This is a genomic window from Paenibacillus sp. MER TA 81-3 (genome assembly GCF_023713585.1).
GTDB classification, from domain to species: Bacteria; Bacillota; Bacilli; order Paenibacillales; family Paenibacillaceae; genus Paenibacillus_B; species Paenibacillus_B profundus.
The window spans coordinates 63,481-83,677 of record NZ_JAMAWB010000014.1 but is presented as its reverse complement, the minus strand read 5'-3'; the positions used below and the strand labels follow the sequence as shown (position 1 = coordinate 83,677).

Here is a 20,197-nt window from a genome sequence, read left to right as displayed (position 1 = left end):
GTGAAGAGGAAGGAGGAATCATGTTGACATCGCCAAATACAGAATCGAACCGGCCCGCAGCTTCCCCTTCGCGGCCAATCGCTGTCGTCACCGGTACATCCAGCGGCTTCGGCCTCTACACGAGTGTCGCGCTGGCGCACGCCGGATATGATGTCGTGGCAACGATGCGCAACACGGCCAAGCAAGAGAAGCTGCTGGCAGAAGCGCTGGCAGGCGGCGTCTCCGAACGCATCCATGTGCTGCCCCTTGATGTTACCGATGCGAAGAGCGTTGAAGCCGCCTTCGCCCATATCCGGCAGCACTACGGCAAGGTCGATCTGCTGGTGAACAATGCGGGCTATGCGGCAGGCGGGTACATTGAGGAAGTGGACATGGACGCTTGGCGCGCCCAGCTGGAGACCAATTTCTTCGGCACGGTCGCCGTAACGCGCGCGGTGCTGCCCATGATGCGGGAACAAGGCAGCGGAACCATTGTCAATGTAAGCAGCATTTGCGGCCGGTACGCTTTTCCGGGGTATGCCCCTTATGCCGCCTCCAAATTCGCCGTCGAAGGCTTCACAGAAGCGCTGCGGCTCGAGATGCTGCCTTTTGGCGTGTATGCCGTGCTTATCGAACCGGGTGCTTACAAGACCGACATATGGGGAAAAGGGTTCTCTTCCATCCAAGCACGCGACGGTTCACCATACAGCAAGCCGCTCCAAGCGGTGCTTCAGTTCTCGAAGCGCAGCGCCGAGACGGCTCCGCCTCCGCAGGAGGTTGCGCGTCATATCATCAAGATTGCGCGTACCCCAAGACCGAAGCTGCGCTATTTCATGGGTCGGGGCGCCGCTCCATTGCGCCTTATCCGCTTGTTTCCTTGGAAATGGTATGAGCGGCTCGTACTATGGGCGTTAAGGCGCTAAACAAGGAGGCTGTCACCGCGTGGATATCGGGACACAGCCTCCCTTTTGCTTTTACTCCTGATAGTAACCCTGCTTGTTCAGCGCATTCATGATCCACATACCATTCCTTCATGCGATGCAATTCTCCGGTCGTCTCCTCCGCAATCGATACGAGCCGTCTGCGTTGAACTTGTAGTGCTTCATCGAGCGATAATTATCGCTGGAAATGGAGTCGATGAAGCGAGCAATGCAGCCGCGCATGCCATCATATTTGCCATTGGCCGTCTCGAAGTCCTCCCCCAAATAATAGGTGGCTCCGACATGACGCTCATACTCCTCGAAGGGGCCCGCTCCAATAGCGTCCTTCGAATTCACGTAGTTGATGATTGGGCCATCGAAATCACCGCTTCTCGCTTGTGCCGCCAATCCGTCCGGCAGTAGATTCATAACGCTCGGCGCGCTGTACGTGACCGCGTCCCATCATGCTTAGCTGAGCATATTGCGCCAAACCGCCGCTACTTCTTCTTATCAGCTACCGCCTGCGTGAACAGATTGCCGTCCAGGTCCACGTCAAACGCCTTGCCGAATCCGACGACATAGCGACCTTGTCCCGGCGTCAGCTCGAATAGGGAAAAGTCGAGACCGCGCAGGACATTCATCAGCTTTGCGCTGTGACGTTCCTCGAACAGTTCAAAGATGGAATCAGATCCCTCGTTGCCGATATACCTCGGCACGCATCTCAAGCGGACGCGCTCCAAGCCGAACAAGTTCGGCGATTCCGATTCATCCGCCAGCAGCATGACGTGAAGGCAAGTGCTGTGCTCGATAAGGCGGTAATGATCGGCGATTCGGCTAATGTATATGTATAGTTTTCCGTCCTTCTTGACGAAAGGGGCGTAGCTTACAAATGGCTCCCCGCGCTCATCCGTCGAGCTGATAATGAGCGTCTTCCGGTTATCTATGAACTCAAGATAATGCTGCTTATACTTTGCGAGATCTATCGTAAACTCCATACAAGCTCCCCCCATTTATCACTTTCATAGGTGATTATGATAATCATTATCAATTAATTATCATTTATAAAGCTACCACGTTTATCCCCGCAATTCAAGCTGCAATGAACGCGCAAATTTGCTTCTGCATCCAGATGCGGGATCATCCTGCAGCGTGAGAGCTTCCTGCCTGCCACATGGTATATTTTCCTTGACTCTAAAACAAGAAACGACAAATTCGTAGATGAGATGAGTTGCATTCAAAAGGTGAAAAATGATGAAGTCAGGGATCGGCGCCGTGCGGACGCGGGGTCTGCCGCAGCATACAGCCGCGCCTTGGGGACGAATATGGATGTCGTGCTGCTGAGAACGACACTGTTTGCATGTATCGGATTCGTATTTACAGGGATATGTGCTCTTATGGGCAGTGATCAAGCAGTGCGTGATGCGGAGTAGCGGTGGCCGTTCCAGGAGATTCTCCCCAGTGCGGTCACCTGGGTCGTACTATGCTATCCTCGTGATTGAACAAAGAAGGCCTTCCTTATAACAGCATCATCCACTTCAGCAAAGAAAGATGGAGCAGCGATATAGGCGAGGCCCTTCTGTATCTTATTATTGGCTTAGGCGTCAGCAATATTGGGATTACGCACTACGATACCATCTGTGCTGGAACGGAGAGCGTGCGGATCCAACTTGATGATTTATTTTATTTCGCAAGTCGCCTTTAAATACCAACTGGAGCGACTCCGACTTTCTGAAATCATCTGGCGTAACGAGCGCCGCGGATTTGTTGACCAGCTTCATTCCGCTCTCCTGAAACAGCGCCGCGACAAATTGGGAGCAGAAATATGCGTTCTCCCGCTCAATATGTAGGTTAAATGGAATTCCGAACAGGCCCAGCAAATTGTATTTATATTGCTCCTGGCTCTCTTCCATTTGCTGTACGCGCCTGCGGATCTGCTCATATCTGTCGCTCGTTACGCTGCAGCGATATAGAGCGCACAATGTAGGCCGCCTGTCAGCGCGAATGAGGCTGCCATGAACCTGCTCCTTCACAAATCCGCCAACAAACGGATTGACCGAATGTCTGCGCCCGAAGCTGTATATCTCTTTCAAATCTGCATCGAACGCAACCGACACATGATTAAGCGGAGCTTTTGTATACATTTTTATCATTTTGGACAGCAACGTCCCTGTATCTGTAAGAAGAATATAAATATTCCTGTCGCTCACTATACTCACCAACCTATATATTTCTTTGTTTCTTCATTGTATAGGTTGAATGAGCTTTTCAACACAATCCTGCGTCGGGAATATAACCTAGACTAACGTCGGGGTTAGAGAAGTAAGCCTTATTCCGCATCCATAACGGCGCTGCAACTTTCGCGTATAATTAGCTCCGTCGGAATTAGCACCTTTTTGCCGATCGTGCGGTTCTTCTCGATGCGTTCGAGCAGCAGATCCAGCGCCGTCTCCCCCATAAACTCGCTATGCAGCTTCACGGTAGTCAAGGACGGCATCATAAATTGGGCTACGGTTATATCATTAAATCCAATAACGCTAATATCGTCCGGCACGCGCAGACCCTGCTCTTGAATCGCGCGGATTGCGCCGATTGCCATCGAATCGTTGGCGGCTAACACCGCGGTGCATGTCGTGCCAGAAGCCAGAAGGCTGTTCATGAGCCGGTACCCGTCTTCTGCCGAGAAGGAACCGATCTGCACCAGTGCGGCATCGAATAGGTTCGCATCCTTCATCCACCGTTCGTAGGCCTCTTCCCGCCGATCCGCCAGCACCTGCCCGTCCACTTCGTCTCTTCCGCCAACATAAGCGATCCGTCGATGTCCGAGATCGTGTAAATACGTCAGCGTCCGATTGACCGCATCGTACAGATCCACCATGACAATATCGCACCGGTGATCCCACGGAACGGCATCGATGAACACGATATTGGGCGTTAAGCCCCATAGTTGACGGATCTGTTCCTCGTTGATGGGACCGATGACGATCAAGCCGGACATCGATGGGGCAGACAGTTCCGGATCGTCCTTGAATCCCTCCCACAGCTGAACGTCATACTCCTGTGCAGCCCCTTCTATCGCAAGTCTCATCGCTAAATAATAGGGATCATTCAATTCTTCGCTCTTCGTATAGGTCATTACAATGCCAATTTGCTTCTTTTTCACAACCGTCTTCGATGAAGACGAGTTCCGGCTGTCGGCGCCGTCGCTGCTCTTGACCCGTTTGAATTTGCGGTATTCCAGTTCTTCCGTTATTTCAAAGATGCGCCGCTTAGTCTCATCCGACACCGATAACGTCTGATCGAAATTCAGAACCCGGGAGACGGTAGAAATAGACACATTGGCCCGTTCCGCAATATCTTTCAATGTTGCCACTATATATCAACTCCATATACCAATACTTTCATTATCACGCATTGTCATGCACAGCTACCCCCTTGATTGTACTTTGTTTTTTAGTAAAAATAAATATGATTTAGTAAATAGACCCATAACAACGAAAACCCGCCACCCTGTCGGATAGCGGGAATGGGGCTTATTCCACCGTTTTTAGCGTTTCTTTAGCCTTCATAATATCGGATACTTCCTTGTTGGAATACACGGATAGCTTCAAGCTGAGCTGGAACGGCTCGAACTTGCAACGGTATTTATCCAGTTGGTTCTGGCCGCAAGAGTTAGATCCGAGCCCATTCTGCTTATAATCGAGATTCAACACGATATAATCTCTCTTCTGCAAGTCGATCGTATGCTTGGCAGCATCCAAGTCCTCAACTTCGTAGTACGCTGCGCTGAAGTCCAGCTGCGGATAACCGACAGCCATCAGTCCCGCTCCATAACGGTCCGCAAGCCGTACCCAACGGCAGTCGGTATGATTTCCGTTCTCCTGCGGATACACATAGTCAGTGAACATCTCATCGACTGTCCGCTCATATACGCCGAATAGATTCGCTTGCTTCGAATCGACGTACGATTCTCCCGGCCCGCGGCCGTACCATTTTCCGAATTCGCATGCTTGATTCAGGTGCATGGACACTCCGATGCGCGGTATCATATCAGGCGCATTTTGAATCATGCCCTCAGGCTCGCCGCTCACTTCGAACAGTATGTCGCCGTTCGGATAGATCCGGTAATGATAACGGGAACGATAGTGCCACGCAGAGTTCGTCGTGCCGTTGATGGTCGCTGCAGTAAACCACACATAGTCCCCGGCATGCTCGTAGGACACATCCTCCACCGTTTCATGCATCAGATGCATAAAGGTTTTCTTTTTATAATCTTGTACAATTTCCATATCGTTATCGATCGTTGCCCGCCAAAATTGAAGCTGCGGCCCTTGCTCCACGATGACTGTGCCGTTGCGCTTCCATGATGTCATCCGGCCTTTGACTGTATCAAAGCGAATTTCAAAGTCGTCCCCGCGCACGATGAGCTCGCAGTGCTGCTCTTCAACCTGCAAGGTACCGCTCGGTTCAATCACGAATGGTTCGGTCTGAATCGGCAGCATGAATTGGGCCGTCGCCAGCTCATGTCCCTTCGGCGCCCAGCGATATTCACGGTTCAAAATGTACGATATATTCAAATAGTAATCCGTGCCAAGCTCCGGTTCAAAGTCGAGCGAATAGTCAAGCTGAATGTCACGGCTGGAACGGGCTTCAATCCTTGACAGGTCCGCTTGCCCGGTCTGCAGAATTTCATCGTCCTTCGCGATGGAATAGATGAGTGTCAGATGATCCAATGGGGCAAAGTCATATTTGCTCTCGACCGTAATCACGCCTTGGCGCAGATCGACCGCATGGGTATGCACGGGTTCGATGATCTTCTTATACTCCAACAGCCCCGGCGATGGCGTGCGATCTGGCATGATGAGTCCATCGATGCAGAAATTCCCGTTCGTCGGATCGTCCCCGAAATCACCGCCGTAGCGGTAATACGTGCGACCGTGTTCATCGACGCTCCGGATGCCGTGGTCGAACCATTCCCATATGAAGCCGCCCTGCAGCTTGTCATGGGCATAGATCAGATCCTGATAATCCTTCAAGTTCCCTGGACCGTTCCCCATTGCATGGGCATATTCACACAAAATGTGCGGTTTCGTGGACGTCTCGATAATGTTCTGCATCGTCTTCCTCGTCGGGTGCTCCAGCCACGAGTACATCGTCGAATATACATCCGTCACTTCCGTCTCATAGTCCCCTTCATAATGCACTAAGCGGGTCGGATCCAGTTCCTTCGTACGCTGTGCCATCGCCTTGAAGTTATGCCCGAAGCCGGATTCGTTGCCTAACGACCACATCACAATGCAAGGATGGTTCTTGTCACGGTGGATCATCCTTTCGATTCGATCGACATAGGACAGTTCCCAAGCCGGATCGTCGGAGAGCCAGTTGTAATTGCCCGTTAATTCGAACCCGTGGCACTCGAGGTCAGTCTCGTCAATGACATACATGCCGTACTCGTCGCACAACTCATAAAGATACGGAGAGTTCGGGTAATGCGCCGTACGTATCGCGTTAATGTTATGCTGCTTCATAAGCACAATATCTTTTACGATATCTTCCTTCGCTACCACGCGGCCAGTTACCGGATGATAATCGTGCCGGTTGACCCCTTTCAGCTTAATCGCGACGCCGTTAACGGTAAACGTATCCCCTTTTGTCTCGATTTTGCGAAATCCGACCTTCTGCGGCACGACTTCTACAACCGTATCCCCTTCCTTAATCGTTAATAGCAGGGTATACAAATAGGGCTGTTCAGCGCTCCACAGCTCCGGCGCTTGGACATGCTCCCGAATAGTTCCACTTGCCCCCGCTTCTGTCTCACCTGATAGCACAAGTCGGCGGGAAGCATCCAGAAGCTCGTAAGCCAGCGTAAGGCCAGGCTTGGCCCCGCGGATTGCGGCGTTGATCTGCAGCTCCGCTGCTGTGTAATCAGAGTTCAAATCCGTGACGACGCTATAGTCTTCCAAGCCCGCCAACGGCTGCGTGTACAAATCGACATCGCGGAAAATCCCACTCAGCCACCACATATCCTGGTCTTCCAGATACGTGCCGTCCGACCATTGGTATACGCGGACGGTAATTTCATTGTCTCCGTGATGAACATAGCCGCTAATATCAAATTCCGCCTGCAGGCGAGCGCCCTTGCTATAGCCGGCCTCCTTGCCATTCACCCACACGTGAAAGGCCGAGTCTACGCCATGGAACCGCACGATCACCTGCTGATGACGGAGCCAGTCCTCGCCGATGGTAAAGTTCCGTTTATAAATACCGGTAGGGTTGTCCGTCGGTACATATGGAGGACGGATCGGGAAGTTATACCACAAGTCGGAATAGTGCATGTTTCCGTAGCCCTCAAGCTGCCAATTGCTCGGAACAGTAATCTTATCCCAACCCATGCAATCGAACGAAGGCTGTTCAAAATCTACAGGCGAATACTCGGGCGCTTCAAGGAATTTGAATTTCCAAGTGCCATTTAGACTTTTGAAATGATGGGTATAGGCCGGTTGATTATATAACGCCTTCTGTCTATCTGGATATGAATAAAAGAATGCCCTTGGTTTCATCCGGTTGACATGAGGAATCGAAATATTTTCCCATGTTTTTACGTTGTTCATGTTAGTTAGCCTCCTTTTGTTTCCCTGTTGTGGATAAATATGTTTACGTTCATAACGTCGCCAGCGAATAACCGTAAAGCCCATAAATATAATGAAACCGAGCACGTTGAAGAGAAGTGTAAATATTTGATCAGCCTCTTAATTGCAATCGTTTACAATGAAACTTTACCATTAGTTTTACTTGTTATCAATATCTTTTAGTAAAACTTTTACCAATAAGGTGACGCATTTATATCTCACATGTGCGTTTTAGTAAAAAATAGAATAAAATAAACCAGCCTGTTTTTAGGCTGGTTTAGGCTATTGTGAAGCCCCATTAAGGTTGACAACGAAACAAATAGGGGTGGAGGGGGGCCGCTGGAGAGACCAGGCGATCGCCTTTGAATCCGAGCCATCCCCGTACAGTTTCATCCCAATGAGTTAAAGTGCCTGTTCAAAAAAGACACTTTTCAGACCGATATGTATCACCTTTTACCGATTAGACATCATCCATTTGCCCCGTCTCCGGCGGCTCCAGAAGGTCCATGCCACATCGGTCAAGAAATAGAGCATAAACATAGGACACAGCATGTTCCATACGACCGACAATTGACCATATAGCGCCGCTACCCAAGGCTGAACCCAGTGTACGACGGCAAAGGACAGGAGGAGCCAATAAAGTGAGAACTGCAAACATATATGTCCGTGCAGCTGAAGCGGATACTCCGAGTAGTCCCACCATTGACGGTAAAATACTTTCTGCAGCATCAATCCGCTTATATATTCGACGGCCGAGGGGATGATGAAGCATAAGAGGATCATGGTGATCCAATGCGCTCCCCGCTCCGCGTAGAGCAACAAGAGGACCGGTGCAATACCGTACATCGGTTTGAATGGTCCCCATAGGAAGCCTTCTTTCCAAAAGGTTCCCGTCGTGAACCAACTGTATACTTGTTCCAATACCCATCCGCCAAAGGAGTAGAGCATAAAGTAAAAGAGGAGCGCGAGCGCATCCTCCACTCCAGAGAGAGCCGGCTGAAATGGAATAGATGGAGTGAACAGATTCATAAGGATGACCAACCTTTACGTGAGATGTGAATCTCCCTTATTATGGTTCGCCATCCTTACATTATTCCTCTTGCCTATCTATGAAGGTGTTTCGCAAACGTCGTTACCAGCTTAGACCACGTTTTTTTCATTTAGGCCCCCAATCGGCAAAAAAGGCCGGGGATTATCCCCTGACCTTGATGTATCAATGCTTGCTTCTAAAAATTGATTTGGATCAGTTTTATTATTAGGTTCCCCGAAGGTTTGGCGTTCCAGCTTTGTTTCTTGTCTCACCCATTGGATTTAGTACAATGAAAACAGCTCTTGGATCTCATTACGGTAGATTCCATTGGAATTCATACAGTACTTTGCCATTCATTCCGCAGAATTCGCTGAACCCAGCCAGATCCACTGTATAAAATACGGTCCACATGTCGTTTAGCCGCTCAATCGATACATTCTACTGTATATTTTCCAATGGAACATAATATTAGCCCTGCAAGCCTTTCTTCACCCACTCGGCAACCGTTACAGTACGCTTCGCTTGGTGCATGACCGCTTCGCGCACATTCTCTACCATATTGCCATCCTGGTCCACCGTAACACTGGTTCCGTATGGATTGCCGCCTGCGGCAAAGATGCTAGGATCCGTATACCCAGGTGTAGCTACAATTGCTCCCCAATGGTGCATCGTAGTATAGAGAGACAGAATGGTCTGCTCTTGGCCGCCATGTGGATTCTGAGCGGAGGTCATTGCACTTACAACCTTATTAGCGAGTTTCCCTTGGAACCATAAGCCGCCTGTCGTATCGAGGAATTGCTTCATCTGAGCCGGCATATTGCCGAATCGGGTCGGAATGCTGAATATGATCGCATCAGCCCACGTCAAGTCATCATGCGTCACGACTGGCACGTCCTGTGTGGCATCCACATGGGCTTTCCAAGCCGGGTTGCCAGCGATCACAGATTCTGGAGCCAACTCCTGCACCTTCACTATTTTCACTTCTGCTCCCGCTGCCTTCGCACCTTCTGCTGCCATTTGTGCCAATTGATAGTTCGTTCCAGTAGAACTGTAATAAATAATCGCTAATTTGACATTGGACATGTAAGACACGCTCCTTTAAACGTTTTGATTTATGGTTTCTTCGGATATAACGGATAGTCTACTTCTGTCGGAACTTCAATGAGGACTATCTGCAATCCGTTGGCGCCTTGGGCGGCAAAATGGACCTGACCGTCTTCTTCCGAACGAAGAACGAGGAAATCCTTCTCCTCGAATGATTGTGCGCCAGCATCATCGGCGGAGCACTTCCCGCTGCCTCTCACGGCTAGAACTGCCAGTGTTCGGTTAGGGCGTAGAGAGTGCACGTATGAAGCGCCCGGCGCCAACGATACGTCCCACATCCCGGCATCAGCCACGATATGAATGGGAGATGACCCGCCGATGACGGTCTTCACCGTCACTCCCTCTTGCTCTTGCTTGGGAAGCTTATGATCCTCATATGCGGCGTACTGCGGATCTCTGCGCAGCGCGTCCCGAATATTCGGTTCAAACCAGATCTGGAATAGCTCAGCGTCTGGGCCTACAAGTCGTTCCTGATGATATACACCAGAACCCGCCTGAATGAGTTGGGCGCCGCCAGGACCAACTATGCTTTCCGTTCCGAGCGAATCTCCGTGATAGGCTTGCCCGTGAATGACATAAGTGAGAATTTCAAACGCCTGGTGGGGATGCGAGCCAATAAAGCCTTCCACTTCCGCATGCGCCCATGCCCAGTAAAATAGCGGACCCAGTCGATGTATGGCCGATCCTTCTCCGGAAAATCCAATGGGCTTCTGCTCGATAATCGTGCCTCCATCGAACTCCCCAGAGCCTTGCTCGGCTGGAGTCAGAACGCGAAGTTCCATCTTGGACACCACCTTTCATCATTGTTACCCATTGTCTATGAAGTATGAATTATCACGAAGTCGATAATTACGAATTCGAGATATATGTCAAAAAGAACGAGTTCGACACTTATCTTGAACTCGAGATAATTATAGTTCGCCATTCCATCTATGTCAAATCGAAAGTCGATAAAACTTACAAGTTGCTTATCGTTTCCACGAGGTGCTCTTCTTGAAATGGCTTGATGATGAAGCCCTTCGCTCCGGCGCAGAAGGACTCCCTTATAAAATAACTCTGTCCCATCGCTGACACCATGACGACGTTAGCCTGTTCATCATTCATGCGGATCTGACGCAGCGCAGCTAGTCCGTCCATGCCCGGCATCGTAATGTCCATCATTACAATCTCGGGCTTGAGACGCTCGTACTGCAAGACCGCTTCGTTGCCATCGGCCGCCTCGCCTATTACATCATAACCATTGCGCTCTAATATATTCTTTAATACATGCCGCATAAACAGCGAATCGTCAACGACGAGCACCTTTTTCATCATGCACCTCTCCAATGTTCCCCGATTTATCCCCGTTCTGTGCCAGTTGCTTCACGACTTCAGCCAATGCATCGATGATGGTCAAATCGTACTGCTCATAATTGGAATAGAAATAACCTATTATATCTGCGTCAGACCTTTCCATATCCTGATACGCCCTGGGCACTTTCATTGCCGCATACACGTCTGCGACGGCAGCCAGCCGCCCAATCGCTGGCACTTCCATCCGGCCGGCTGGATATCCGCTTCCATCTGCGCGTTCGTGATGATATAGGCAGAGGTCCACAATGTCCTTCTCCATACCGAGCTTTCTCAGTATGCCCACTCCCTCCGCCACGTGCCCTTCCAGCTCATCTCGCTGGGATTGGTCCAGCTTCTTGTCCGATTTTAATATATCATCCCCCATGGACAGCTTACCGATATCATGAAGAAGCCCGCCGAGATACACATCATCAATGCGCATATGCTGCAGAAATGCGCATTGGAACCGTAAGTGAATCAATAGTTGAACCGACACATATCCCGTAACGAGGGAATGCATTGCCGTATCGGCATCCCGGCATTTCAACGCTTCAAATAAAGCCTGGGCCTGCTGCCACTTGATCTGCTGGCGATGATTCCGCTTCATGTTCGTATAGAAGCTTCTCGACAGTTCCATTATCATGCAGTGTCTCCCTTCCTAAGCCATTTGCTTCCACCGTAACAAAAGACCGTTCCGATGCATAGCGATCTGACCGTTTTGTCTAAGCGCTGTCCACAGACGAGGTTCATGCGTTTTCCAGTCCGCAAGCCCGGCTGTCTGTCCTCAACCTGTCCACAGCAAAAAAGAACCACTGCCGATGTGTGTAATCGACAATAGTTCCACTTGGTGGTTACTGGATTCAATTCAATTTGTCCAATGTTGTCTTGTTGTCCTCCAACCAGGCCAGATGCTTCTCTAACCAGCGAATCCAATGGGCTTTATCTTTGGACTTCCAATCCGCATGATCCCAGTTCAACAAATATCGCTGTTTGAACAAGCCGACAATAAACGGATCTTCAATCGAAATATGAACGTTCTCTTCCCCAGAGAACGCTTTGTGCCCTGATGGCTTGACACGGAGCTGCACTTTCAACTGATTGTCTTCAAACAGGATGAGCCTGCTCACCCGCTTATGCTCCATATCTTGTAGATTGTACACAAGCAAATTGACGGTGGGATACCCTAGCATATGTATAATATGTTTGACGCATTCGATACGATCCTGTACCGAGAAACACAGATCGACACCGAACAACGTCATCTTTCCGGTTCGCACAAATTGTATGAAACTGCTCTTGGCCAGCTTGCAGTAAAACTTATAACTGGACATTTGGGTTAACATGAGCGCTCTTTTTTCTCGCATATTATGAATCAGTTCATCACGGCTATTAGTAAATGAAGGAACCTTCAGATGCTCCAGCATACGTTCGAACAGCTTGTCAGGCATGAATATGGATGGAATGGTGCGAGTTAACAGATACATATCACCCGCCAGATAGTTCCAATGCTCCGCATCGGTGGTGATTGCTGGATCTTGATCATACGTGCGGATGAGCCGCCTGAATGTCTTCAAAACATTGCGATAATAGGTCAGCATCTGGCTTACTGCCTCTGTGTTGCGCACGATAATCGTCAGATCAAATCCCTGTTCCTGCAGATTATAACTTAGTAATGCTCCAACACCGGATATGACGGTTACTCTATCAATGGATACCATCTTATAGTTGCTATTCGGCATGAAGTAGTTGATTTCGGGGCATTCGAGATACACGGCTATCAGCCTTTTGAACGAGTCGTATGAGATCTCATCATATAAATCGTGGATATATCCGACACCAAGCTCCCATCCTTGCTGCGATAGCTGCTTGAGCTGACGGATGAGGCCCTTCCGCATGTCTTCAGGTTCATTCAGCAAATCACTCCCCCACCGCACTATGCTGACTAACTGTTTGTCCGCTGAATCTCCGGCCTTGCCCGCTTCTTTCAGCATATCAAGCAGCGCTTGATGGTAGCTCTGCGAATTGCAGCAAATTTCGGCACCAATGGGAAGATGACATGTCCCATGCAAAGGTTGGATTGAATGTCCATCCGCTTCTGCCAAGAAAGGACTGGCTTCATCTGCTTCGTTGGCTTGGAACGGCCATGATGCGTGATTGCGCTTGGAAAATTTGGAGAGCGTATACGCGTGCTGCAAAGCGTGCTCCACCCATTGCTCGTATTGTTTCTTCCGAGGCATGGAAGAATGACTTTCTTCCGGTTCGGGAGCGTAGCACAGCAGCAGCGGTCTGATTCGGTCCTCCATCGGGGAATCGGGCACGATGAGCCCGGCGATTTCAGCGGCGATGGAATGGCACAGGCTCGTCATGTTGTTCTGCTGCGGCAAGCGCTGCCCGGTCATCCATTTATATACCGACGACACTTCGAAGTGAAGCGCATGCGCCAAACGCCGTGCCGTCAATCCAGTAATGTCCATCATCGTCTTGAGGCATCTGGAAAAGCTCAGTCTGTCACTCATTTCATTTCATCTGCTTTCATCATTGTAAAAATAAGACTTTAGACTCATGCGTCCATTATATCATCGATTGCACAAGAACAATAAACTTTGTGCACGAACACCATCGGCGCACAGTCCAAAAAGGGGCGCAGCAGCCCCTGGATGACAGCTACTCGCTCCTCATAAAACGGTTCGTAAATTCAGCGCTGAGAGGCTCATTATCCGAGAACAAATCCGGGAATACGTGCAGCATTTCAAACAAAAGGTCTGTCATCCGCACCGCATTGCACACACGCGCTTCGGCATCACCAAACGTTCCCTTGTACATGACGTCTCTTTGCTCGAATACATCTTCTACCTTCCAGAAATGCTCCGACCAATTCTTCCCGTAATGTCTCCGTGAAGGGACCGGTATCTCCGTACCGTCAGGCAGTACAGTGTACAGCAATTCTGGCTCATCAGACACCCGTCCGGGAATGTCGGCCCATTCCTCCACCCCGTGCATGAACGTGTTCCGCCGCAGATCGACGCCAATGAGCAGGATGGCAGCCTCCCGGTCCAAGAGCTTTCCCCAGACCGATTCCCTTGCGCAAGGCGTATCGCAACGTTCGTCTCCAGTTGTAAAGTCTATTGCATCTGCTCCTAATGCTGCTACCGAATGCGTCGGATGCCAAGAGCGAACCACGCCTTGACGTTTGCGGAACAACTCCGGAAGTATGCCTATGCAGGACGGAGAAGCATCCACATGGAACTTCGGGTTATCCGCATTAATATTTGCCCACGTATGGGTGGGAAGCACCAGCAATCCATCCTTCATATACTCGGACAGTGCATCGAGCACCGTATTAGCTCCGTATTCCACCTCGCCCATGCTCTTTAACGAAGAGTGAACGAGCAGCGTGCCATGCTTGTCGATGTCCAGTTGCTCCAATTGCTTCATTAAGCTTGCTTTCGTATGCACAGTAATCCTCCTCTATAGTCCCATTGCCAATAGTATACCTGATTTTGAAAGGTACGTATTGACATGACGGAGCGACAGCATCTACTATCATAACAATCCAGTGGGAACCACGTGAAAAGAAGGTGTTGGGTACATAACCGCACTGGGTGAAAGCATCATGATCTGCAAAAAGACGGAGTCCGCCATATTGGCAGAGACTCCGTCTAGTGTTGAGGGAAGCCGTCCGCTGTCAGCGCGCGGCAATTCTCCGGCTAATGAAAGAATCGAAGCCGGCTTTGATGACGGCCACAATCGGTACGGATATAAACATGCCGATAATGCCGAACCATCCGCCGCCGATAATAATTGCGAGTATAATCCAGATCGGGCCAATCCCCACCTTGTTGCCTAAAATTTTGGGTCCAATGAGGTACCCGTCCAATTGCTGCACCAGGAAAATGAACAGGACAATCCACAACGTCTGGGCAGGGGACACGAACAACGTAATGATGCCGACAACGACCATACCCATGAACGGCCCGAAATACGGAATGACATTCGTTGCCGCCACAATCAGGCTGGATAGCAGCGCGTACGGCGATTGCAGGATGAGCAGGCCTGCAAACACAATGGTGCCAATAACCGTCGCATCCAAGATAACGCCGACGAAATATTGCGAGAAGATGTTGTCCGTCCGCTTGACGATCGCAATAATCGAGTCAGCCCGCCCCTTGGACAGCAGCGCATACAATATTTTGGTAGAGCCCCCGCCAATCTTCTCCTTATCCTTCAACAGATAAATCGAAATGATAAAGCCGATGACTAAATTAAGCAGCGTGGAAGTGAGTGAAAGCAGACTGGACAGCAAATTGTTCAAAATCAACTTGAGAAAGTCGCTGATTTGACTAGAGACGGAACTCAAGTACGATCCGAGCTTCTCGCCTAATCCCGAACGGATAAACCATTCTTGCTCCAGCACATTCGATCGTATCCATACGTCTGTGCTCGCCAGATAGCTCGGCATGTTGGTAAGAAGATTGCTGACGCTGGTGATGACCCTTGGCGTAATCACCGTGATGCACAGCACGATAATTCCCAAAAATAACGTGTACACGAGCAATATGCTGTACATTCGCTTCAACCGGGTCTTAGCCAGCAATGTTCTCTCCAATACGTTCACGAGCGGCCGCAGCAAATACGCAATGAAAAAAGCAATGAAGAGCGGCGTAAGCATGGTTAAAAAAGAAACGACAACGCCCATTACGTTATCGATATTGTCAACAAGCTTGTACAGCACCAAGCCAATAGTGAATAAACCTAAATAATATAACGTTTTCCGATCCTTGAACATCGCGACCTCCGGGACTGTAATTTTCTCTGCACACAGATAAGTATATATGGATTACGTTTTGAACTACAAATCGGTTGCCGATCATAAAACAAGCCGGCATCTGTTGATACAGACACCGGCTTGCGGACGAACGGGAAGGGGATGAAGTTTATTGCTTATAGTGCGTGTTCAATTTGAACAACCTTTCAATATCCAATTAGGCGTTATTTTGGTCTGCAGCACGGCCGAACATCATCCGGTCGAGAGAAAGCAAGGAACTGCCGCTTACGAGCAAATGCAGAGACATCGCCATTAACGCCAAATCGAGTTCGTAACCACCGACGAAGCCCATTGACCATTTGACCGTCGCAACCGCGCCCAGCATGATGATAAAAAATGCACCGGAAACGATGCGCGTACCGAGGCCAAGCACCAAGCAGATGCCCCCTACCAGCTCGATCGCGGCAACGACATACGCCATAAATCCAGGAATACCTACGCTGTCGAAGAATCCGGACGTATTTTCAATCCCACCCTGGAATTTTTGCAATCCGTGCACGAAGAAAATAATACCAAGCACCAGACGAATAATTAAAGAACCTGTTCCTTTGTTTGCAAACATAATGAAATCCTCCTCATTTGAATGATTGTACATTTTTCAAACTACATACTGTAGTGCTATATGATAAAAAAATTAGGACAACGCAACAATAAACATAGCGCACAACACAAGCAGCACCTGCAGCGAGATCATCGCCGGCGTAAACGGCAGCTTCCACGAATCATCCGTCCCCGGTTCGACTAGCTGTTGAATGCGGTAGTTGATCGACGTGTCAGCAAATGACACATAGGAGAACGGCATCGGTGCCGCTTGGCCGCGTTTTAGCATTTTGAACAGGGCGCTTCCCAAGTGTGCCGGTGTCCCAAGCCGACTGATCGCATAATGGTCCGCCAGCACTTCTCTGACGATTTTATATTTTTGTCTAGACCATTTCAGGATCGGAAGGTACCACATAACTGATGCGAACAGTGATACCGCAAAGGTCTTAATCGGGTCTCTATGCTTCTGGTGATACATCTCATGATAGATGACCGCTTCGAGCTCATTGCTGTCCAACAGCTCCATCAGCCCGGTGGAAATAATAATTCTCGGCTTCCACAAGCCCATCGTAAACGCAATCGGCGCGTGATGATCAATGACGATGATGCGTTCTTTACCACCGTTATAGGAGTAATTGAAGGCTGCGGTGTGCCATTCATGCCGATAGGTCTTTAATCTTTTATAGGCATTCTTGGAAAGCACGATCTGTCTCACTACAGCGAACAGCATTAAGAACAACGTATAAAAGACTAAAGCATCAAGAGCGTAAGCAAACGTGGACAAGCCGTAATTCTGCATCAACGTCGAGCATACCTCGACGAGGTTAAAATGCAGTTCCCAGCCTGCGAGAACTTGCATCGAGTACATCCCCATCTGAAATAGAACAATTGCCGCAATCAGAACGGACGACCCAAAAATCAGCTTTGATCGATTATTCCACATGGATTACGTGTCCTTTTTCCACTGTTTTATTTTCTGCTCGAGCTTATCCAACAGTCCTTCATCTACATCCTCCAATGCATCGAGCATGTGATTGACCACAAGAGGGCCGAATTCATCCATCAGCTCGTGCGTCAGCTCCTTGGATTGGGTATCCAGGAATGAGTCGCGGCACAACACCGGGCGAAATAACGAAGTTCTTCCTTCCGTCCGCTTGAGCAGAATCCCCTTCTCTACCAACCGGTTCATCACCGTCATAACGGTATTGAAATTGACATTCTTCTCTTGCTCCAGCTTCTTCTGAACATCTTTGATCGTCATTTCGTTGCCATCCCACAAGATGTTCATAATCTTGGCTTCCAGCGGCCCGAAGAAACGATTCATTCCGCTCTCGTGAAACTTGAAGTTCTGAATCTTCATCACAGCACGACCTCCCCACTACGAATTGTAGTGTGAAACCGCAGGACATGTCAAGTATGTCCATATTTAGGTATGGTTATGCTCAACAAGCGAGCCACCTCCATCCATCGCTTGTGTAAGGGGAATGGCTCGCTGTTAGTGAAAAGACTGCACGTGAACAGGCTCCAGCTTACATTCTACAATATCGGCGAGAGCAGGCGGGAGATCGATTCGACGAAGCGGCTGCCGATGCCTCTCCGCTTGTATTCGGGCCACGTCAAGAGGCGCGCATCCCGCATATCGTCTTCGAATATACGCTCCAACCGCGCACCGATCCCGTCGTCATAGACGAAGGCATTCACTTCGAAGTTCAACTCGAAGCTGCGGTGGTCCATATTGGCCGTGCCGACAGAAGCCGCTTGCCCGTCCACCACGACCGTTTTGGCATGGAGAAATCCTTTCTCATACCAGTAGCACTTCGCTCCCGCGCGGAGCAGCTCTCCCAGATACGAATTGGAGGCCCACTGCACAACCCGGCTGTCTCCTTTTCTCGGTATCATGATGCGCACATCCACCCCCGATTGGACGGCGACCTTAAGCGCTGTCAGCACACTGTCATCTGGCACTAGATACGGCGTCTGCAAGTAGATGCGTTCCTTTGCCTCAAAAAAGAGCTTGATCATGCCGTTGCGGATTTGCTGCTTGTCTGAATCCGGTCCGCTCGCCACGATTTGTACAGCCTTGCTGCCGTTCGTATTGATATCCGGAAAGTAGGTTGGAGCAAACGGAATATATTGTTGCGCCGCAATCGACCAATCAAGCATGAACTGCGCCTGCAGCCGGTGAACGGCATCTCCCTTGAGCACAAGGTGCGTGTCGCGCCAATGCCCAATTTTCGGGTCCAGTCCCAAGTACTCATTCCCGATATTGAACCCGCCGACAAAGCCTACCTCTCCGTCGATGACCGCAATTTTGCGGTGGTTGCGGTAGTTGACTCGCAGATTTAAATACGGAATCCGGGACGGGAAAAATCGATAAACCTCTCCCCCTGCTGCCCGCAAGCCTTGCAACGCGTCCTCCTTCAAACCAGGCGAACCGATGTCGTCGTACAACAGCCTCACCTCGAGCCCTTGCTCTGCTTGGGCTGTCAAAGCATCGATGACCCTTCTGCCCGTCTCATCCCCTGCCAATTTGTAATAGAGCAGATGAACATGCTTCGTAGCGCTATGTATGCGCGCAATGAGCGCATCAATTTTTTCATGACCATCCGTTATAATGTCGACCTCATTGTTCTGCGTTAAAGGCGAGTAGTTGTTCGCCAGATTCATGTAAATTAATTGCTCATATTTCTGATTGGAAGGCTGTCGATAAAAAAACTCCCCTTGCTGCATCTGCCGCACCTGAACGGCAATTTCATCTCGTACGAGCCGCTCTGTGCGCGGCTTTATTTTATATACTTTCCGGCGCGCCAGATTTTGTCCAATTAAAATGTAAACGAGAAATCCAACGTACGGCAAGAATAGCAGCAGCATAAGCCACGCCCATGTTACGCCGACGTTGCGCCGCTCCAGAAAGATGATGACCGCCGCAAACAAAAAATTGATAACGACAATCCACTTCGCCAAAAAGTTGATTGCTTCTGACATCCACATTCGTATGGTTCTCCTGTTCTATGACTGTTCCTTGTTGTTCAGCGGCAGCCAGCGAAGCACATCCTGAATCCGGGCGTCCCAATAGGCCCAATCATGCGTACCTGGACCTTCATCGTATGTGTAATCAAGAGCCGTCTGCCGTACCGCATCGCGGAATAATACATTATCTTCATACAAGAAATCCTCCGTGCCGCAGCATTGATACAGCATCGGCTTTGCGCCTTCTGACCGCTCACATTGTGCGAGCAGGTGAAACAAGTCATTCGGGGTATCCGATATTTTCGCTTGGCCATAGACCAGCTTATAATCCATCGGCATCATATTATCGCGGAAGTACGGGTTCGCCATATTGACCGCGCCGGATAAGCTCGCCGCTGCCATGAAACGGTCTGGATGGGACAGCGCCCATTTGAATGCGCCGTAACCGCCCATGGACAGCCCGGCGACGAAATTATGTTCGCGCGCTGGAGATAACGGGAAGAAGTCCCGTGCAATCGCAGGCAGCTCTTCCGTCAGAAATGTCCAATAATTATACCCATAAGCCATATCGGTGTAGAAGCTGCGCTGCACTTGCGGCATGACGACAGCGATCCCCAGTGCGGCGACATACCGCTCAATCGAGGTGCGCCGCAGCCAAGTCGAATCATCATCCGACAGTCCATGCAGCAGGAACAGCGTAGGATGAAGCTGCTTGGACACCGCGACATTTTCTATCCCATACTGTGTCGTCGTGTTCTGTGGCAGAATGACGGTCATGGACGTATTAAACCCTAACGCTTCGGAATAAAAACTGCAATTGATCAGTGCCACTACTCTATCCCCTTCCACGTTTTCTTTAAGAGGTTGCTCA

At 49.8% G+C, this 20,197-nt stretch carries 20 protein-coding genes; 2 read left to right on the top strand and 18 right to left on the bottom strand.

The features are described from left to right. Positions 1 to 20 precede the first annotated feature (20 nt). On the top strand, positions 21 to 902 hold the full coding sequence (locus M3650_RS20045) for an SDR family oxidoreductase (protein ID WP_251577173.1): 882 nt from the start codon (positions 21 to 23) through the stop codon (positions 900 to 902). Positions 903 to 1,010: 108 nt separating this feature from the next. Here the strand turns inward: M3650_RS20045 and M3650_RS20040 are convergent, their stop codons facing one another. Both M3650_RS20040 and M3650_RS20035 read right to left on the bottom strand, forming a co-directional pair. Further along, positions 1,011 to 1,307: a hypothetical protein gene (locus M3650_RS20040; RefSeq protein ID WP_251577171.1), complete on the bottom strand. Its 297-nt coding sequence runs from the start codon at positions 1,305 to 1,307 to the stop codon at positions 1,011 to 1,013. 89 nt (positions 1,308 to 1,396) lie between these two features. Further along, positions 1,397 to 1,894: a HugZ family pyridoxamine 5'-phosphate oxidase gene (locus tag M3650_RS20035; protein WP_251577169.1), complete on the bottom strand. Its 498-nt coding sequence runs from the start codon at positions 1,892 to 1,894 to the stop codon at positions 1,397 to 1,399. Positions 1,895 to 2,122: 228 nt separating this feature from the next. Between M3650_RS20035 and M3650_RS20030 the strand changes: the two genes are divergently transcribed. Further along, positions 2,123 to 2,329, top strand: a complete 207-nt coding sequence (locus M3650_RS20030) for a hypothetical protein (protein ID WP_251577167.1) — start codon at positions 2,123 to 2,125, stop codon at positions 2,327 to 2,329. A gap of 186 nt (positions 2,330 to 2,515) precedes the next feature. On the opposite strand, the gene M3650_RS20025 is transcribed toward M3650_RS20030, so the two are convergent. From M3650_RS20025 to M3650_RS19950, 16 genes are all read right to left on the bottom strand, one after another. Beyond that, the gene (locus tag M3650_RS20025; RefSeq protein ID WP_019421233.1) at positions 2,516 to 3,106 is read right to left on the bottom strand and encodes a hypothetical protein; all 591 of its coding nucleotides are present in this window, start codon (positions 3,104 to 3,106) and stop codon (positions 2,516 to 2,518) included. Positions 3,107 to 3,225: 119 nt separating this feature from the next. Then, the gene (locus M3650_RS20020) at positions 3,226 to 4,269 is read right to left on the bottom strand and encodes a LacI family DNA-binding transcriptional regulator (RefSeq protein WP_251577164.1); all 1,044 of its coding nucleotides are present in this window, start codon (positions 4,267 to 4,269) and stop codon (positions 3,226 to 3,228) included. A gap of 160 nt (positions 4,270 to 4,429) precedes the next feature. Continuing rightward, complete coding sequence (gene ebgA, locus M3650_RS20015) at positions 4,430 to 7,507, bottom strand: beta-galactosidase subunit alpha (RefSeq protein ID WP_251577162.1); 3,078 nt, start codon at positions 7,505 to 7,507, stop codon at positions 4,430 to 4,432. A 471-nt stretch (positions 7,508 to 7,978) separates the two neighbouring features. After that, on the bottom strand, positions 7,979 to 8,554 hold the full coding sequence (locus tag M3650_RS20010; RefSeq protein WP_251577160.1) for a putative ABC transporter permease: 576 nt from the start codon (positions 8,552 to 8,554) through the stop codon (positions 7,979 to 7,981). Positions 8,555 to 9,023: 469 nt separating this feature from the next. After that, the gene (gene wrbA / locus M3650_RS20005) at positions 9,024 to 9,638 is read right to left on the bottom strand and encodes an NAD(P)H:quinone oxidoreductase (RefSeq protein WP_019421237.1); all 615 of its coding nucleotides are present in this window, start codon (positions 9,636 to 9,638) and stop codon (positions 9,024 to 9,026) included. Between the two features lie 29 nt (positions 9,639 to 9,667). Beyond that, positions 9,668 to 10,441, bottom strand: a complete 774-nt coding sequence (locus M3650_RS20000; protein ID WP_251577157.1) for a pirin family protein — start codon at positions 10,439 to 10,441, stop codon at positions 9,668 to 9,670. A 175-nt stretch (positions 10,442 to 10,616) separates the two neighbouring features. Further along, positions 10,617 to 10,973 (bottom strand): response regulator, encoded by a 357-nt coding sequence (locus tag M3650_RS19995; protein ID WP_233697091.1) that lies wholly within the window; start codon positions 10,971 to 10,973, stop codon positions 10,617 to 10,619. Continuing rightward, the gene (locus tag M3650_RS19990) at positions 10,948 to 11,634 is read right to left on the bottom strand and encodes an HD-GYP domain-containing protein (RefSeq protein ID WP_251577155.1); all 687 of its coding nucleotides are present in this window, start codon (positions 11,632 to 11,634) and stop codon (positions 10,948 to 10,950) included. The genes M3650_RS19995 and M3650_RS19990 overlap by 26 nt, the downstream gene beginning before the upstream one ends. Before the next feature lie 217 nt (positions 11,635 to 11,851). Continuing rightward, positions 11,852 to 13,507 (bottom strand): hypothetical protein, encoded by a 1,656-nt coding sequence (locus tag M3650_RS19985; protein ID WP_251577153.1) that lies wholly within the window; start codon positions 13,505 to 13,507, stop codon positions 11,852 to 11,854. Between the two features lie 148 nt (positions 13,508 to 13,655). Beyond that, positions 13,656 to 14,447, bottom strand: coding sequence for an AAC(3) family N-acetyltransferase (locus M3650_RS19980; RefSeq protein WP_251577151.1), 792 nt, complete (start codon positions 14,445 to 14,447; stop codon positions 13,656 to 13,658). A gap of 229 nt (positions 14,448 to 14,676) precedes the next feature. Continuing rightward, on the bottom strand, positions 14,677 to 15,777 hold the full coding sequence (locus M3650_RS19975; protein ID WP_019421243.1) for an AI-2E family transporter: 1,101 nt from the start codon (positions 15,775 to 15,777) through the stop codon (positions 14,677 to 14,679). A gap of 196 nt (positions 15,778 to 15,973) precedes the next feature. Further along, positions 15,974 to 16,378, bottom strand: a complete 405-nt coding sequence (locus M3650_RS19970) for a DoxX family protein (protein WP_019421244.1) — start codon at positions 16,376 to 16,378, stop codon at positions 15,974 to 15,976. A 72-nt stretch (positions 16,379 to 16,450) separates the two neighbouring features. After that, the gene (locus M3650_RS19965) at positions 16,451 to 17,299 is read right to left on the bottom strand and encodes a M56 family metallopeptidase (RefSeq protein WP_251577149.1); all 849 of its coding nucleotides are present in this window, start codon (positions 17,297 to 17,299) and stop codon (positions 16,451 to 16,453) included. 3 nt (positions 17,300 to 17,302) lie between these two features. Further along, positions 17,303 to 17,716, bottom strand: a complete 414-nt coding sequence (locus tag M3650_RS19960; protein ID WP_019421246.1) for a BlaI/MecI/CopY family transcriptional regulator — start codon at positions 17,714 to 17,716, stop codon at positions 17,303 to 17,305. A 176-nt stretch (positions 17,717 to 17,892) separates the two neighbouring features. Next, positions 17,893 to 19,347, bottom strand: coding sequence for a cardiolipin synthase (gene cls / locus M3650_RS19955; protein WP_251577147.1), 1,455 nt, complete (start codon positions 19,345 to 19,347; stop codon positions 17,893 to 17,895). An 18-nt stretch (positions 19,348 to 19,365) separates the two neighbouring features. After that, a complete protein-coding gene (locus tag M3650_RS19950) occupies positions 19,366 to 20,157 on the bottom strand; it encodes an alpha/beta hydrolase (protein WP_251577145.1) in 792 nt (263 codons plus the stop codon). Positions 20,158 to 20,197 lie beyond the last annotated feature (40 nt).